Raw genomic sequence first — 16,526 nt, forward strand, 5'->3', positions numbered from 1 at the left:
TTCTTTGCTTCTGAGATGCTATTCTCGTACAGGCAAAGGCTTCTCGGTCTCCTCCTTGCAGTTCTATTTGCGTGATTAAGAGTGAGAGCCTCGGCTTTTCAGGATTTCATGAATGAGCTGGATGTTGTTTAGTCATTGATGAGATAAAATCTTCTTCTTGAACCAATGTTACCAACCAATAACCCCCATGTCTACCAATATTGTCTAAAAAGGGGGGTTGCTTGTCTGAAAAGGGGATTTGGATGTCTGAAAAATCCTACCCTTTGCAAAAAAATAAAGAACGAAGAAAAATTCGTTCTCTAATTAGTTTCCGGGTAAAGTAATCTCTTTTCAAGTTCCTTAAATTTCTCATTTGTTAATAGGGCTGTTTCTTTGGTTCCAGAAAAGGTAACTTGGTATCCTTTCTTGCCCCAGGGGTAAATTTCTTTGATCAGGCTGAGGTTTACTATATAACCCCGGTGGGAGCGGAAAAAGGAGCTTCCGGTTAATCTTTTTTCTATATCGTTAAGGGTTTCCGTCGTTTCCAATCTTTGTTTGGTCGTATGGAGTACGGTTTTTCTGTTTTCTCTGGTGATAAGGATAACTTCTTGGGGCATAAGGGGTCAGGCTTGACTTATTGACTTATTTTGAACCTCGTTATGCAAAGACATTAAGAAATGATTTAATAAGAAAAAACTTCTAGGTCGATGTTAGAAAAGGAAGATAGTAACAGATTAAAATGTTTATTATGAGACGATTAACCAGGTTTATCACGAAGAATGCTAGCGAGGAGGCTATAGTCAACTCAGTAAGACTTTCAGAAGATGGAAAAATTAATAAGAAATAAATCAAAAAGTCAAGTCTGAACATCCCGCTCGATTTGTCAAGAGATTTTATCTGCCAGAGCCAATTCAGTAAAATATTGGAAGTTAGGCAGTTGAAACGACATCCCATTCTCCCTAGCTACCATAAAATTATGTAACAGGAGATTGTTTTTTTTCTTCGTATAGACGGTTGTTTTTTACCATGCTCCAAAAGACACGGGTAATGTGTCTACCTAACGAACGCAAGGCCTGATTGTGCCTTTTTCCTTCGGTCCGTTTCTTTTCATAATATGCTTTTGATTCAGCTACTTTGCGGATATGATGCCCCATGCCCACCATCATGGCTGCCTTAGCCCGTTTATTAACTTGTTGCGGCGATTTCGTTCCCTTATGCTTGCCGGAACTGTTGTCAAGCGGAGCCATCCCTAAATAGATAGCTAGACTGGCTTCTGACGCAAATCGTGTCATCGTCCCAATTTCGCCACTGACCTCCGCTGCGCTGATCGTCCCGAACCCCGGGATGCTGTCAAGGATTCTTGCTAGTAAAGACTGTTTAACCAAAGCCTCCAGTTGGGCTTCCAGCGAATCAATTGCTTCCTTTAGTTGCAGCAAGCGTTTGGCGTCTTCTACAATCATCGGTCCCACCCAGGCAATTTCCGATCCAAAGACGGCGCTGGACTGCCATCGTGCCAACACCGCCGCTTTGGTCACGCCTATGCCGGGAATGCTTCGGATGGTGGCCGGCCTCAGTCTGGCTAGCTGGCGTAGATCGGAACGAAAGCTGAGGAAGCGCAATACATAGAGCGCATCCACTTTATGAATGATATCAAGAAATCCTGGGCACACAGATTGAAGGTCCACCTGCATGCGGTTTTGCACATTGACTTTCTCCTGTACTAACTGTCTGCGGCGGCGACTGAGCCGTTTGAGCTGCTGTTCGATCTCGCTGACGGTCAGTACGGGTTGCAGGGATTCTTTGACCTGCTCCAGGGGGCTCAAGGGGACGGGGGCTCAAGGGGACGGTTCCCTTGTGTTAATCTTTAAGCCTTTCTGGACAATGTGTAATGGTAATCCGGAATTTCATACGCACCTCCTTCTTTTGATTCTACCATTTATTATCTTAGCACAACGGAACCGTCCCCCTGTGATACGTCCCCTGATATTGTGATATTGTGCACATCAATACTGTCCGTTTTGGCCGGAGACGCAAATATTTCTTTAAACCGCGCCAATTTTAAGTTGTTGACATTCAAGAGGGTATACCCTTTGTCTTTAACGAGTTGATCTAAGGGCCGGGCATAGCCGTTAGTGCCTTCCATGCCGACGACAACCGGCAAGCGTTGGCGTCGTGCCTGTTCACTAACACGCTCAAAGAAATACGCAAAGCCGCGAGCGTCATGTGTGATTTCAAATTGTTCTGTGATCCCGCCCGGTCCACCAATGGCGACGTGATGTTTGCGGCACCCTACATCCACGCCGACTAACAGGTGCTGTTGTTGCATATACAACCCCTCCCTTTATGGCGCCACCCCGTTGTTATCCAACATCACGTCTACTAACAGAGCCACTTCCCGCAGGACGGCATCATCCCGGTAAATGTCATGGATAACAACAAAACGAGGGCGGCATTTCAGAGCCGAGTTAACTCATTTTCATGAGCAACTAACCCCACGAGCCACACCCTCGTCTGTTGTCAGTTTATCATCTTTTTATGGGTGTCGCTACCAATTTCCATGGTAGACCCCTTTTTTCATTCGCAATTAATCAGTTTTTGGATACTTTTACACCGCCACAAATGAAAAACTTGCAGTCCGTTGCTGTTAGGAATTTTTTGTTTCTATTAAAGCTGGGTCATGATTTACTCCTCTCATTTCTATGACTTCTTTTTTATTTCCCCACTCTATAGTGATTTTGAAAACCGAATCATCACGTGGTATAGGACCGTGATTCTCTCGATACTTAACTTTTAATGTCCCTTCCTGGGTCAAATTAACTTGATTACCTTCAGTAATATCGCCAATACCTTCATATTTATAATTTATGTTCCCAATATCTTTAGAAGCTGGACCTTTATAAGTTATAATCGGTTGCTCACTATAGTATCCTTCGTAGTGCTTCATCTTATTTTGATCTTCCCACCAATATTCATAGTATCTGACAAGCACCTCTCCCTTCCAATAATCATTTTCTCCTCTATAAAGACGCTGCTTTCCTTCATTCAATTTAAACACTATATTCTCTAAGCTTTTAAGTCGATTATCGTTAATCGTCACATTATTATCCGGGGGATTAATTATCTCTGGAATATAAACAAGCAGAATATTTTTAGCTTCATATTTTCGAATAAAAGGAAATGTATCATTTATTAGAGGATTAAATTTTTTTATCAAAGTTACATTATCATTAAATATAGAGGAATTTTTAATTCTACTACTATATTGCTTAAAGGAGTATATAAATAAAATGTCTTTGCTGTTAACAACTCTAAAGATATCTGGCTTTACCCCATCTAATAAGTAATTATTCGCTAATATATTAGATTTTTCAAGTTGTAAACCCTCTGATTCAAAAGCCATTGTAACTTCTATAGTTTTAAGAATGGGATTATCAAAAGTGTTTTTACTTTGGTTTGAACAACCTACAAAGAATAATGAAATGGCTAAATTTATTATAAAAATAACCTTAGATAAGTTCAAAAATCATACCACCTTCCATGTATTTAAAAATAGAAAGACCAGGCCGGTAGAAATTTAAGCATGTTGGGGAAGAAAACCGAAGAAATTGCAGAAGAGCTATCACCCAATTTTTTGCTGCATCTATTGTGACTATATAGAGTATTTTCAGCAAGATTTATCATCGTGAAAGTGCTTTTTGCATTTGATTGTTTCTCGTAACTATCGATTGATAATCGATCACACATATACAGTGTCTTATGTTTAGACAATTATCCTTGGTAATTATTTAACTTTGTGATTTCCATACCAATATATACGTCTTTAATTATTAAGTCTATTGATCATCGCGTAGTTTCGTATTATCTTTGGGATTTTATGGTTTAAAGGATACCCTCTAGTGAATAGAGGAAGATGGTTTGGGGGCCGGGCTACAACCGCAACTAGCATCTTCGTCTGTTTTAGCAAACTCAAGCCATCCGTTATTCCAACCACCTTGTAGAGAGAACGCATTGTAACCTGCAGTTCTCAGAACTCCTACTATTTGGCCAGATGATTGACCTAAATAACAATAGACAATTATTTTCTTATCTTTAGGTATAGAAGGAATAAACTGACAAATGTTATGATGCCAACAATTTACAGCCCCTGGTATGTAGCCTTTTATATAGTCTTCCTTTTTCCTGATATCTAAAATATAAATGTTGTGGGAATCTTCCAAAATCATGTTGGCAAGTGTTAAAGAGGAAATTGAATAATCTTCCCGGTTTACAATTCCGAAGAGATATTTCTCAATATTATATTTTACTATAGAGTTGGGACTAATATCCCTATTATATTCAACTGGAATAATATTTTTTTCATTTGAAAAGGATTCGCTTGGGCTTAGTAAAAATATAGTCAGTAAAAAAAGAATACTCATATACCGTTTCATATTATATTAGACTCTCCTAATAAATAAGTATTTTATCCACGCGTACTTACAAGCAACGTATCTAAAATAAATGCCAATTATAAAAAAATTATTTTTAAACCCCGGATTTAATCCGGGGTTTATGATTTTAACCTAAGTAGTTATAGAGATCAAAATCATAGGAAGTTGTACCTCTGGTAATTTTGACATGCATTTGTGTAACGTTAAAAGCTCCAAGATCATCATTTCCATAATAGTAAGGGGGATTTAAATTTAATGTATATACTTGACCATCACCAGGGATTCCAATATTTATTTTATTGCCATATACAGTATTAAGACCTTTTTGGCAGGAACTAGTAAAAGTAAAGGTGGATTGATGAGATCCATTAATATAGGCATTACTGAGTGATACTGAGCTAGTTAATATATCCCATGCTCCTGTAACCTTTGTAAAACGATAGTGAGGTTGAATACCTCCTGAGCTACCTCCTCTATCACATCTCATTACATCATAATAGGTCGTAGTATGAGCATACACAAAAGAATTTTTGTCATATCCACTCCATGGATCAGTTAATGCTACTAATCCAATGAGATTATTAGTAGAGGCAACTTTTACTTCTTTATTAGTAACGCTAACACTATCCTCGAAAGCTGATTTATCAACAACTGCAAAAGAATCCATACGATATGAATCAGAAACAAACCCAGACTTTAAGTTCTTTTTAGACTTAATCTTTTGGACTGTAACAAAAGTTTTAACTTTTGAATCTAAATTTTTTCCGTTATTATCTTTTAATTTTACAACTGGAATTTTTGCTTTAACATCAGAGACCCCTTTTTGAGCTCTGTCAAAAAGAGTATTCACATCATTAATTTCATCTGCTTCAAATACTAAAATTTCATTTGGACCCAACTCTTCCTTTGTGGATGCAAACGCATTTGAGGTAATAAGTAAACAAAGCATTACAATGAAAGAAACGATTAACCATTTTCCTTTTTTCATTACAAATCCTCCCTAATCGTATAATTTATATCCTTTAAAAAACTATTACAATCACCCCCTAGCGTCTAGTCTAACTATCTATTTCTATGCTGTATATCCAAATTAAATGGATATATCAGTTCCATGAGCCAATAATATCAACCAATAAACCCCATGTCTACCAATATTGTCTAAAAGGGGGATTTACTTGTCTGAAAAGAGGATTTGGATGTCTAAAAAATTCTATCTTCTGCAAAAAAATAAAGAACGAAGAAAAATTCGTTCTCTAATTGGTTTCCGGGTAAAGTAATCTCTTTTCTAATTCCTGGGGGCTCAAGGGGACGGTTCCCTTGTGTTAATCTTTAAGCCTTTCTGGACAATGTGTAATGGTAATCCGGAATTTCATACGCACCTCCTTCTTTTGATTCTACCATTTATTATCTTAGCACAACGGAACCGTCCCCCTGTGATAGTCCGTTGATGCCCTGAGTGCAACTAATTAAAATCCAGGAGGTTTATTTTTACCCATATAGATGGTTGCATAGATGGTTGCAATATCATGATGGTCACTCATGTCAGGAGTACTATGGTAATGAACAGGGCATAAGGGGCATAAGGGGTCAGGCTTGACTTATTGACTTATTTTGAACCTCGTTATGCAAAGACATTAAGAAATGATTTAATAAGAAAAAACTTCTAGGTCGATGTTGGAAAAGGAAGATAGTAACAGATTAAAATGCTTATTTATGAGACGATTAACCAAGTTTATCACGAAGAATGCTAGCGAGGAGGCTATAGTCAACTCAGTAAGACTTTCAGAAGATGGAAAAATTAAAAAGAAATAAATCAAGAAGTCAAGCCTGACCCCGGACCCCGAGCCACACCCTCGCTGATTTTTATTATATCAAAATAAGGGTGCTACCGCTTCATTTTCTATGGTAGACCCCGTGACCTGCCCCCAGGTTTTGTACCACAGGGGATGTTAGTCACGAAATTTGTTCACAGGTTTTTTTAGCCAGATCTGTAGCATATTCTACTGGTGTTTTGTTGCTCAGTCCGCTATGTGGACGAACTGTATTGTATTCATGACGCCACTCTTCAATAATTCGACGAGCCTCACTTACGCCTCTGAACCAGTGTTCATTAAGGCATTCATCTCGGAGTTTTCCATTAAAGCTTTCTACATGGCTATTTTGCATTGGTTTACCGGGGTCTATAAACAGTTGGATAACCCTATGTTCATAAGCCCATTGATTCAAGGTCAGTCCTGCAAATTCAGGTCCGTTATCAGAGAGGATTTCTTTGGGATAACCTCTGTAAATAGCAATTCTATCTAGTACTCTTGTCACACGCCGTCCTGTTATTGAAGTATCCACTTCGCTGGCCAGACACTCTCGAGTTGCTTCATCAATCACTACAAAAACTCTAAATCGCTGCCCAGTTGCTGTTGAGTCACTAACAAAATCCATAGACCACCTTACATTCGGTTGAGGCGTAACTGTGGGGGGGCGGCCCCTTCCAGAGAGAACACGTTTTCTTTTGCGGCGACGGACAGCGAGTCCAGCAAGCCGGTATAGCCTATATACTTTCTTGTGGTTAACTTTCTGTCCTTCACGCTGAAGTAAGGCATGGATTCGTCTATATCCAAAGCGACGCCACTTAAAGGCAAGTTCAGATATTCTCGTTTTCAATGCCTCGTTCTCTTCTGAAGTAGAAGGAACATATCTATGACTGGAGCGTCCGATACCAACAAGCCTGCACGCTCTGCGTTCACTCATACCAAAAGTATCTTGGAGTTCTTTAACAAGCTTTCGCTTGCGAGCAGGCTTTACTTGTTTTTTTCAATAACCCACTTTAGAGCCTGGTTGTCGAGGGTTAGTTCACCTACGAGTAGCTTAAGTCTGCGGTTTTCCTCTTCCAACTGCTTAAGTTTCTTCGCATCACTTGCTTCCATTCCGCCGTATTTAGATTTCCAGCGATAAAAGGTTTGTTCGCTAATGCCATGTTGCCGAAGAATGTCAGCTACCGGCATCCCATTCTCATGGGAGTTAAGTATTCCAATGATCTGCTCTTCGGTGAAACGTTTTCTCATAACTGTCCCCTCCTGACTTAGTTATACTACATCAGGACTAACATTTCCTTTGGACCAGTTTTCGGGGAGCAGGTCACCCGTTCTCCCGACAAAATCTTCTCTCGGTTAATTTTTTTCACCATTAATATCTATTATTCTCTTATATCTTTTTTCCGACTTAAACCAATGTCCAAGTTGAATTAATATTATTAATAAAGTATATAATACAATAGTCATTATAATCCTATGGAGCATCTCGTCATCAACAGAGTAAATTAATATTAAAACAATATTAGTTATAATTAATAAAATTATGGGTAATAAAACATATTTATATAAAAATAAAAACAAACCTTTTTCATGAATTGGCTTCCATTTAGCTAGAAATTCTTTGTTGCTTTGCACAATCACCTCTCCTTTTTATAAATAAGTATATTTGATCTCAATATTATATATTATGAACTGGGATCAAATTATTCATTTAAATCCCAGTTCATAATAATTTAATGCCCTGATTACCAAGTCATATTACTGTAATAGTATCTTGTATTAATATCTATAAGTTTAGTTCTTGAAGAATCCTCATAGAAAAAGGTGACTTGTTTAATTCTGTAAGGCAATTGAGGATCATCATAACTTGGTTGATAATAGTAGTAAACCGTTTCATAAACATTTTTATTATTAAGGCAATAAGCATTTGAGGCAATGCTCCCTGCTATAGCAGTCCAAGCTGCTTTAACTCCACCAAACTGTCCTGCTAATGCTGAGGCAATTATAGATACTGTCATAACTTGAAAATGAGTAGAGGTTTTTTGTCGCATTTGTTTATTTTCAGTCCAAGGTTCTACTATTTGTAGGGGCTACGGTGTCTTTATGAATCACTTGACTTTCGTTTATTGCTTTTTCAGGGGAAATAGTGTTGGCAGCAAAAGATAGTGATGAAGATTGAAATAAAAATAATATTACCAGCATATAGGGGGCTCAAGGGGACGGTTCCCTTGTGTTAATCTTTAAGCCTTTCTGGACAATGTGTAATGGTAATCCGGAATTTCATACGCACCTCCTTTCTTTTGATTCTTCCATTTATTATCTTAGCACAACGGAATACTTAATGCCCCTGTGTTGTTGCAGGGGGCATTAAGTATTCCGTTGACCTTTTAGTTATATTTATAAACATGACTCACATATTTTACAACCCGTTCAAATACGCTTATATTTTGGTCAAAGCTCAAATTAAAACCTTGGTTGGAAGAAATATTTCTTATCTTGGGTTCGCTACTTTGTTTTTTAAGCTTTAACAAAGCGTCCTTTTGGTGGGCAAATGTCCTTTTCAAAACGTCTGAAGATGTCAACTTTTCTTTATCTAAACCCGTACTTGGTTCACTAAAATAAGGTGTGTAACCAATTTCTTTGTTGTCTTTGTTTATTATCACATAAGTTTTGCCAGCATACCTTACAATTTTATTTTCTTCTACTTCTTTAGATTTGTCATAAATAATTTTACTTAAATGACCACCAATATCTACAACTTGCCATTCTCCGTTAACAAGAATAACAGTAAAGTCAGTTACTACGTTACCATTCACTATTACTGGAAAAACATAAAACGGATACGATTTTGATTGTTCTAGTATATTTTTATTTTCATCAAATTCTTGTGGGTTTATAATAAAATTCTTTATAGGCTCACCTAAATATGATTTCATCACTTGTTCTTGTGTACTATAGTGAAATTCTTTATAGTTCGGCTCAATCATTTCCAGATATTTTGATAGATTTTCCTCTGCAAATATTTTGGCTTGTTGTTCTGGAGAAGTTGCGTAACTGACACCCCCAACCAAAAACACACACAAGATGGCAAAAACATATATAAATATTTTTTTATTTCTCAAATTGAACCGCCCCTTTTTTACTTGCAATCGATATAGGGATCCCACGTCCAAAATCAAAAGTCAACGACTTCGTTACATAGCGCCAAAAATGATCTTGAGGAATGCGTTCCTCAAGACTAATAGAAAAATTTTTGCTCAGCTCTCTTTTTCCGCAGCATATGGATGTGACCTGCTCCCCGAAAACTGGTCCAAAGGAAATGTTAGTCCTGATGTAGTATAACTAAGTCAGGAGGGGACAGTTATGAGAAAACGTTTCACCGAAGAGCAGATCATTGGAATACTTAACTCCCATGAGAATGGGATGCCGGTAGCTGACATTCTTCGGCAACATGGCATTAGCGAACAAACCTTTTATCGCTGGAAATCTAAATACGGCGGAATGGAAGCAAGTGATGCGAAGAAACTTAAGCAGTTGGAAGAGGAAAACCGCAGACTTAAGCTACTCGTAGGTGAACTAACCCTCGACAACCAGGCTCTAAAGTGGGTTATTGAAAAAAACAAGTAAAGCCTGCTCGCAAGCGAAAGCTTGTTAAAGAACTCCAAGATACTTTTGGTATGAGTGAACGCAGAGCGTGCAGGCTTGTTGGTATCGGACGCTCCAGTCATAGATATGTTCCTTCTACTTCAGAAGAGAACGAGGCATTGAAAACGAGAATATCTGAACTTGCCTTTAAGTGGCGTCGCTTTGGATATAGACGAATCCATGCCTTACTTCAGCGTGAAGGACAGAAAGTTAACCACAAGAAAGTATATAGGCTATACCGGCTTGCTGGACTCGCTGTCCGTCGCCGCAAAAGAAAACGTGTTCTCTCTGGAAGGGGCCGCCCCCCCACAGTTACGCCTCAACCGAATGTAAGGTGGTCTATGGATTTTGTTAGTGACTCAACAGCAACTGGGCAGCGATTTAGAGTTTTTGTAGTGATTGATGAAGCAACTCGAGAGTGTCTGGCCAGCGAAGTGGATACTTCAATAACAGGACGGCGTGTGACAAGAGTACTAGATAGAATTGCTATTTACAGAGGTTATCCCAAAGAAATCCTCTCTGATAACGGACCTGAATTTGCAGGACTGACCTTGAATCAATGGGCTTATGAACATAGGGTTATCCAACTGTTTATAGACCCCGGTAAACCAATGCAAAATAGCCATGTAGAAAGCTTTAATGGAAAACTCCGAGATGAATGCCTTAATGAACACTGGTTCAGAGGCGTAAGTGAGGCTCGTCGAATTATTGAAGAGTGGCGTCATGAATACAATACAGTTCGTCCACATAGCGGACTGAGCAACAAAACACCAGTAGAATATGCTACAGATCTGGCTAAAAAAACCTGTGAACAAATTTCGTGACTAACATCCCCTGTGGTACAAAACCTGGGGGCAGGTCAGATGCTCCTCCGTCGCAAAATGATTAACTTTATATTCGACGCGAGGAGGCATAAACATTTTCCGGATTGCGGGGTTCGGTAATAGGCTAATAAGTCAAGCCTGACTCCGCCAAACCCCTATTTGTACTCATTCTAAGCGGACTTATCATCGTTATTATTCAAGCAGTCAATTATCACCTTCCCAAACCATACACCAGCCATGGAATGAATAAAAAGTTCCTTAGTTTGGTAGTAAATAACTTTGTTTAATAACGATCCTAAATCCAAAGTATTAATGCCTTTAAGTCTCATATACCATAACATAACTGAGCCTAAAGGAATAGCCATAATTAAGGCCGGAATTCCTTGAATAAAAAATTTAGAAAAGTCAAAATAAATTTTCCCCTCTAATCTTGTTATTTGAACAGGTAGATTAACAGCAACACCAAATAATATCGGTAATATTATTGCTATTAATATATGTTTATCAACTATATTTTCAAACGGAATATAAGTTTCGTAGTAGTGTTGATATATTTCACTTCCGACAATAAATAAGATGATTCCAGCAATTGCAATGATAACATCCTGTTTCTTCCTCTTTTCTATTTTTATCTCTCCTTTATTGGTGAATTATATAATTAAGATAAATAAAAATTATAACTTTTACTTTTATAGAAAATTTTAATAAAATTGTCTCTATATAATACTACTTTATTAAAAATTTCTTTAGATTAGATAGTTGTTTCAAAGCAATTAATTTCAACGATATTGGCAAATATGATTAGGCTACAGGTTAAAGCCTGCAGCCTCTATTTTACCAGTTGCTTTTTTTATTAATTGTAACCTTGAAATTCCACGTGCTCCCTTGTGCAGAACATGTTGCTGATAAAGTTTCTCCCATCTGAAGGCCAAAAGTAATATCCTTTCTTAATTCAGGCCAGTTATCGGGGGCGTAATAAGAGAATGTAGAACTGCTAGGCTTTTTATCTAACCAAGTCTCAAAAGGTTTATTATTATCAGCTCGTTGACCAGATTGGCCGTATTTTACGTTCATATTAGAAATAGAGCCTGTAGGATCATGATCCTCCCATCCACCCTCACACTGATATAGTCTAACAGTATCATACCCATTTAGATAGGACTTAGTATAAGAGACTCTTCCCCAGGCATAGAATCCACCTGTTACATCCCAATCATCATCTTGAAAGCTAGGAATAATTCCTAATGGAGTAATAGCAAAAGCTGAAAAACTGTCAGTAACGTAATATTCACTAATTGTACCGTCTGATAATTTTACTTTTTTATACATTTGAGTTGTCTTAAGAACCGGTATCTTTGTTTCTTCTTTAGTTTCATCGTTAATTAATATCGCTGTTTCGGGATTTAAGTCGCTTGGATCATCTGTAATCCCAGCCTTCGCACGCTCAAGTAATTTATTTTTATCTTCTTCAATCTTTTTTTCCATCAAAATTTCATATTTCTTCGATTGTCCATCGTATTTTTCTGAAGAAACAGCTAGAGCGGGTAGTGCATAAGAAAATAAAAATATAATTGTTAGAAGTAAAGATGAGATTTTCTTCATTTTAATATTACCTCCTAACTTAGATTATTCTTTATCTCGGCAACTGATGATAATATTTTCTTATATCTAGTCCCACGTAAATCACCCCCTTTATCACTTTAAAAATTACTTTTTCCATGAGCCAATAATATCAACCAATAAACCCCATGTCTACCAATATTGTCTAAAAAGGGGATTTACTTGTCTGAAAAGAGGATTTGGATGTCTAAAAAATTCTATCTTTTGCAAAAAAATAAAGAACGAAGAAAAATTCGTTCTCTAATTGGTTTCCGGGTAAAGTAATCTCTTTTCTAATTCCTTAAATTTCTCATTTGTTAAAAGGGCTGTTTCTTTGGTTCCGGAGAAGGTAATTTGGTATCCTTTTTTGCCCCAGGGGTAAATTTCTTTGATCAGACTCAAGTTTACTATATAGCCCCGGTGGGACCGGAAAAAGGAGTTCCCGGTTAATCTTCTTTCTATATCGTTAAGGGTTTCCGTCGTTTCCAGTTTTTGTTTGGTCGTATGGAGTATGGTTTTTCTGTTTTCTCTGGTGATAAGAATAACTTCTTGGGTGTCCAGAAACAGCAATTTTTCATTTTGCCTGAGAACCAGTCTGGGCGGCGTAATCTCCCCGGCAACAGGGGGGTGGAAGTAATTTGCAGCGGAGGCCCTCTGCAAGTCCATTTGATTTATTCTTTCCAGGGTCTTTTTAACCCGGTCCAGTTTGAAGGGCTTTACCAGGTAATCAAAGGCATACACTTCAAAGGCCTCATGGGTATAGTCATCGTAGGCTGTGGCAAATATAAGGAGGATTTGCGGGTCAATGTCGCAGATTTCTCGCGCCAGGTCAACCCCGTTTTTTTCCGGCAGGTCAATATCTATAAAAACCACCCGGGGTCTCAGTTTTTCGATCATTTTTAATGCAGTGACACCATCACCCGCTTCTCCCAGAACCTTCGTTCCCGGTATTTGTTCCAGCGTCCTTTTAAGGACATGGCGCATGGAAGAATCGTCTTCAGCAATGAAAACCGTTAGCATAGAATGTTACAAACCCTTCTGACGTGAATTGTTTTTTACAGGAGGGACCGGCTGGTACCAGAGAAAGAGGCTGACCGGCCGGATTCCGATGTCGGCAATCAATAAAGCGCACAGTATCAATGGAGTATAAAGCAACTTTTTAAACAGACGCATTGTTTCACCCCCTTCTTTTGGTTAACTGAATCATGAACCCGTCTGCACGGGTAATCAGCCTGTAACCCCAAGGGATAAAGCTTATGGTTTGTAAGATTAAGGCCAGAGTAGCAGCTACTAAAACGGAATTGTCCACTTCGCCGATGAGATGGAGAATGAGAGCAAGCCATACAAGCAGATACATCAAAGAAAGAATTTTAAATTTGGTTTTTTCCCGGGGCTTGTCCATGGTGCGATAGGGTACTTCGCCGGGAGCCCATTTAACAGTGCACAGGAAGGCTACAAAAGTGACACAACAAACCAAAACCGAAAGAATGCTTTGAGAGAAAAAGGACTCCATCTGGAGGGCCAATTTGCCGAGAAAGAGATATATCAACACCCCGAAGGTCAAACATCGTCCATAGCTGGTGCAGTGGGCGCCGCCGGACAATAGCCGGAACAGTCCGGCTGTAGCCAGACCGGCGGCTACATGGGGAACGATCCCCAAAAGATAGGCCAAAAGAAAAAGTACCAGTCCTTTTATTAATGCACCCAGGATAATTTCCAGCCCGAAACGCAGGGTATCCATTTTATCCTTTTCCATTCCGACAGCCTTGGCCATATGTTGGGCCATGTTACTGGCTAATATATGTAAATCCACTTTATATTCACCCTTTATCCGGTATATGAACTGTAAAAATCGTTTCACGGTTACGATGAGCCACTTCAATATTGCCGGAGTATTTTTCAATAATCTCTTTAGCAATGGGTAACCCCAGACCTTGGCCTTTCCCTTTGGTGGTAAAATGCCAATCGTATATCCGGGGCAATATTTCCGTGGGAATTGGCGTGCCGGTATTGGTCACGATGAAGCGATATTCTCCCTGTTCCTGAGATATTTCCAGCGTAACCAATCTCTTTGATCCGGAATGAACATCCGCCGCTTCGATGGCATTGTCCAGCAGGTTGCCCAACAGGGAATTCATTTCCAGGGTTGTTAGGGGAATATCCTTTAAACTGCATTCTACCTGAGCCTGAAAATGGACGCCCCTGGTTTCAGCCAGTCCGGCTTTGGCATAAAGCATGGCCGTAATCCCCGGATTATCCGTTTTTACCAGTTCGGCCGGGGTGGAGATATCTAAAAAGATTTTCCGTACGTAATCCCGGGCCCTTTGATACTCCCCAACTTCCAGCAGCCCATAGACCGCCTGCAAATGGTGGTTAAAGTCATGGCGCTGTTTGCGAATGGCCCGGATCAATTTGTCCAGTTGGGCAATGGTTTCTCCGGCTTTTTGAGCTTCAAACTCCTTTTCCTTTAATTGCGATATTTTCTTAATAGAACCCATGGAAAAAAACGTGATGATCACAATCACCAGACTAAAAAACGCAATAAAAAGACTCAGATATTGATCGGAAAAGGTGTTGGTTTGAGAGACGAACAACATCAGATTTAACAGCGCCATTAACAGCACCGGTAGGAGCATCAGTATATACAGGGTAAAATAGGGTTTCCCGGAACCATGGGTTGCGTTCTTTTGCTCCTTTTCTGCGCCAATCTCCTGTGAAAAATCAATTAGCCGGTAATCACATCGTTTAGAGACAAAAATAAAGAAAGCAATGGCAGATGCCTCCGGCAGGAAGAAAGCGATTCTCAGGAAAGAGTCATTCATAACCCGGTGCAGGGCATAGCCTGTTAAACTCAAAAGAGTTGGAGCTATGACGGTTTCTAAGGACAAATAAATGGTCAACCCTAACAGGGCGGTAATGGTCACAACCCGAAAACCGATTCCTGTAACCACCCGCAGGATCAAAATAAAGACCAAAATCCCAATGACGCTGTGTAAGCCAAAGGGAACCGGGCAGAGCCGGATAAAGTAGGCAAAAACGGCTTGGGTTACTCCAATGAGGATTAAGCTTGACCGGTTTAACTCGATCCTTACTAATTGGAAACCCAGTGCTGTTATGAGCAGTGCTTCCGGCAGAGAGATTAAAAAAAGCTGGATCAGTGGCAGGTCGTCCACAGAAAACATCCTCCTGTGTTATTTGTTTCATAAAGAAGGATTCCTTTTATAATTGTCTAGAAAGGGTATATGGTTGTCTGAAAAGGCTGTTTGCCTGTCTGAATAATTTAAACGATGCTACTTTTTGGCTTATATGCAAATAATTCTCAATACAATGCTTTTTCGATCTTTTAAATAAAACACCTTTCTTTTTTAAATTTTTATCCTAATATATCTTAAAATTTTATTCTTTCAATACTAATGTTTTAATTTTGAATTAATTAATGTTTTTCAATTAGATATTTATATAATCATCCTAAACATCAAAAAAGCACCCACCGGGTGCTTTTTAATCTTGATATAGATTGTTTGCCAATAAAGGAGCTATTTTAGAGTTATTGCTTTATGCTTTCTGCTGGCTAGAAACGGCCGTGTTTATTTCTCCCATACTGCCGATCAACTGTTTGAACCAGCGCCGATTGCCGCACCAGTAAAAAAATTTCAGGCTGTATTCCGTGGTCCAGCCAATGGTCAGGGAAAAGACCAAGGTGCCCCAGCCGATGGGGCCGCTTAATATATAGCCCAGCAGGACTACGGATACCTCTATGATGGTGCGTACCGGTCCAATGCGCCAGCCGGTAACCTGGTGCAGCCCTACCATCAGGCTGTCTCTGGGTCCCGTCCCCAGGGCGGCGGTAATATACAGGCCGGTGGCAAAACCGCAAAGTACGATCCCAAGGAGCAGGTAGCTCCAGCGCCAGGCATTGGAAACCGGGTCGGGCAAAAGAGCCATTTTATTAATTAAATCAACAAAAACGCCAATAAAGATCATGTTTAAAACGGTGCCAAGGGTTGGTCTGACTCTGAGAAAGACGGCGATGATGACGCAGACGACACCGGACCCGATCATAACTTGCCCAAAGGTAAAGGGCAGGTAATGGGTTAATCCTAAATGAAGCACATCCCAGGGGGCCACTCCCAGCCCTGCTTTAACCATCAGTGAAATGGCAAGACCAAAAATAAAAAGGCCCAGCATAAACCAGGCGAGCTGAAGCCCATATAGCATTGTCCTTCTCATTCCAATATCCT

At 39.4% G+C, this 16,526-nt stretch carries 17 protein-coding genes; 1 reads left to right on the plus strand and 16 read right to left on the minus strand.

Features of this window, described 5'->3' with window-relative positions:
- Positions 1–299: 299 nt before the first annotated feature.
- The 10 genes from DESRU_RS21830 to DESRU_RS16220 all read right to left on the minus strand — a co-directional run bounded on the left by DESRU_RS21830 (position 300) and on the right by DESRU_RS16220 (position 9,339).
- On the minus strand, positions 300–596 hold the full coding sequence (locus tag DESRU_RS21830; RefSeq protein ID WP_013843165.1) for a LytTR family DNA-binding domain-containing protein: 297 nt from the start codon (positions 594–596) through the stop codon (positions 300–302).
- A 357-nt stretch (positions 597–953) separates the two neighbouring features.
- Positions 954–1,802, minus strand: coding sequence for a transposase (locus DESRU_RS16180; protein ID WP_143758803.1), 849 nt, complete (start codon positions 1,800–1,802; stop codon positions 954–956).
- 116 nt (positions 1,803–1,918) lie between these two features.
- Entirely contained in the window at positions 1,919–2,305 is a 387-nt protein-coding gene (locus DESRU_RS16185; RefSeq protein WP_041275458.1) for an IS110 family transposase, read from the minus strand.
- Between the two features lie 318 nt (positions 2,306–2,623).
- A complete protein-coding gene (locus tag DESRU_RS16190; protein WP_013843166.1) occupies positions 2,624–3,499 on the minus strand; it encodes a hypothetical protein in 876 nt (291 codons plus the stop codon).
- 373 nt (positions 3,500–3,872) lie between these two features.
- Positions 3,873–4,409 (minus strand): rhodanese-like domain-containing protein, encoded by a 537-nt coding sequence (locus DESRU_RS20005; RefSeq protein WP_013843167.1) that lies wholly within the window; start codon positions 4,407–4,409, stop codon positions 3,873–3,875.
- A gap of 127 nt (positions 4,410–4,536) precedes the next feature.
- The gene (locus DESRU_RS16200) at positions 4,537–5,397 is read right to left on the minus strand and encodes a hypothetical protein (protein WP_013843168.1); all 861 of its coding nucleotides are present in this window, start codon (positions 5,395–5,397) and stop codon (positions 4,537–4,539) included.
- Between the two features lie 965 nt (positions 5,398–6,362).
- Positions 6,363–7,468, minus strand: a protein-coding gene (locus DESRU_RS16205; RefSeq protein ID WP_143758753.1) for an IS3 family transposase whose coding sequence is annotated in 2 segments (ribosomal slippage) — positions 6,363–7,219 and positions 7,219–7,468 — 1,107 coding nt in all. Because the reading frame shifts where the segments join, the coding sequence is not laid out codon by codon here.
- Between the two features lie 105 nt (positions 7,469–7,573).
- A complete protein-coding gene (locus tag DESRU_RS16215; RefSeq protein WP_041275459.1) occupies positions 7,574–7,852 on the minus strand; it encodes a hypothetical protein in 279 nt (92 codons plus the stop codon).
- Between the two features lie 110 nt (positions 7,853–7,962).
- Positions 7,963–8,268, minus strand: coding sequence for a hypothetical protein (locus DESRU_RS20625; RefSeq protein ID WP_143758804.1), 306 nt, complete (start codon positions 8,266–8,268; stop codon positions 7,963–7,965).
- A 336-nt stretch (positions 8,269–8,604) separates the two neighbouring features.
- Positions 8,605–9,339: a hypothetical protein gene (locus tag DESRU_RS16220; protein ID WP_013843169.1), complete on the minus strand. Its 735-nt coding sequence runs from the start codon at positions 9,337–9,339 to the stop codon at positions 8,605–8,607.
- A 241-nt stretch (positions 9,340–9,580) separates the two neighbouring features.
- Here DESRU_RS16220 and DESRU_RS16230 point away from each other — a divergent pair.
- Positions 9,581–10,686, plus strand: a protein-coding gene (locus DESRU_RS16230; RefSeq protein WP_143758753.1) for an IS3 family transposase whose coding sequence is annotated in 2 segments (ribosomal slippage) — positions 9,581–9,830 and positions 9,830–10,686 — 1,107 coding nt in all. Because the reading frame shifts where the segments join, the coding sequence is not laid out codon by codon here.
- 834 nt (positions 10,687–11,520) lie between these two features.
- Here the strand turns inward: DESRU_RS16230 and DESRU_RS16235 are convergent.
- The 6 genes from DESRU_RS16235 to DESRU_RS16255 all read right to left on the minus strand — a co-directional run bounded on the left by DESRU_RS16235 (position 11,521) and on the right by DESRU_RS16255 (position 16,515).
- On the minus strand, positions 11,521–12,288 hold the full coding sequence (locus tag DESRU_RS16235) for a hypothetical protein (RefSeq protein ID WP_013843171.1): 768 nt from the start codon (positions 12,286–12,288) through the stop codon (positions 11,521–11,523).
- A gap of 258 nt (positions 12,289–12,546) precedes the next feature.
- A complete protein-coding gene (locus DESRU_RS16240; RefSeq protein ID WP_013843172.1) occupies positions 12,547–13,305 on the minus strand; it encodes a LytR/AlgR family response regulator transcription factor in 759 nt (252 codons plus the stop codon).
- Between the two features lie 6 nt (positions 13,306–13,311).
- The gene (locus DESRU_RS20395; protein ID WP_013843173.1) at positions 13,312–13,458 is read right to left on the minus strand and encodes a cyclic lactone autoinducer peptide; all 147 of its coding nucleotides are present in this window, start codon (positions 13,456–13,458) and stop codon (positions 13,312–13,314) included.
- A gap of 4 nt (positions 13,459–13,462) precedes the next feature.
- On the minus strand, positions 13,463–14,098 hold the full coding sequence (locus DESRU_RS16245) for an accessory gene regulator ArgB-like protein (protein WP_013843174.1): 636 nt from the start codon (positions 14,096–14,098) through the stop codon (positions 13,463–13,465).
- A gap of 7 nt (positions 14,099–14,105) precedes the next feature.
- Positions 14,106–15,458, minus strand: coding sequence for a sensor histidine kinase (locus DESRU_RS16250; RefSeq protein ID WP_013843175.1), 1,353 nt, complete (start codon positions 15,456–15,458; stop codon positions 14,106–14,108).
- A 382-nt stretch (positions 15,459–15,840) separates the two neighbouring features.
- Complete coding sequence (locus tag DESRU_RS16255; protein WP_013843176.1) at positions 15,841–16,515, minus strand: YczE/YyaS/YitT family protein; 675 nt, start codon at positions 16,513–16,515, stop codon at positions 15,841–15,843.
- Positions 16,516–16,526 lie beyond the last annotated feature (11 nt).

Origin of the sequence: Desulforamulus ruminis DSM 2154, assembly GCF_000215085.1 — a bacterium.
GTDB classification, from domain to species: Bacteria; Bacillota; Desulfotomaculia; order Desulfotomaculales; family Desulfotomaculaceae; genus Desulfotomaculum; species Desulfotomaculum ruminis.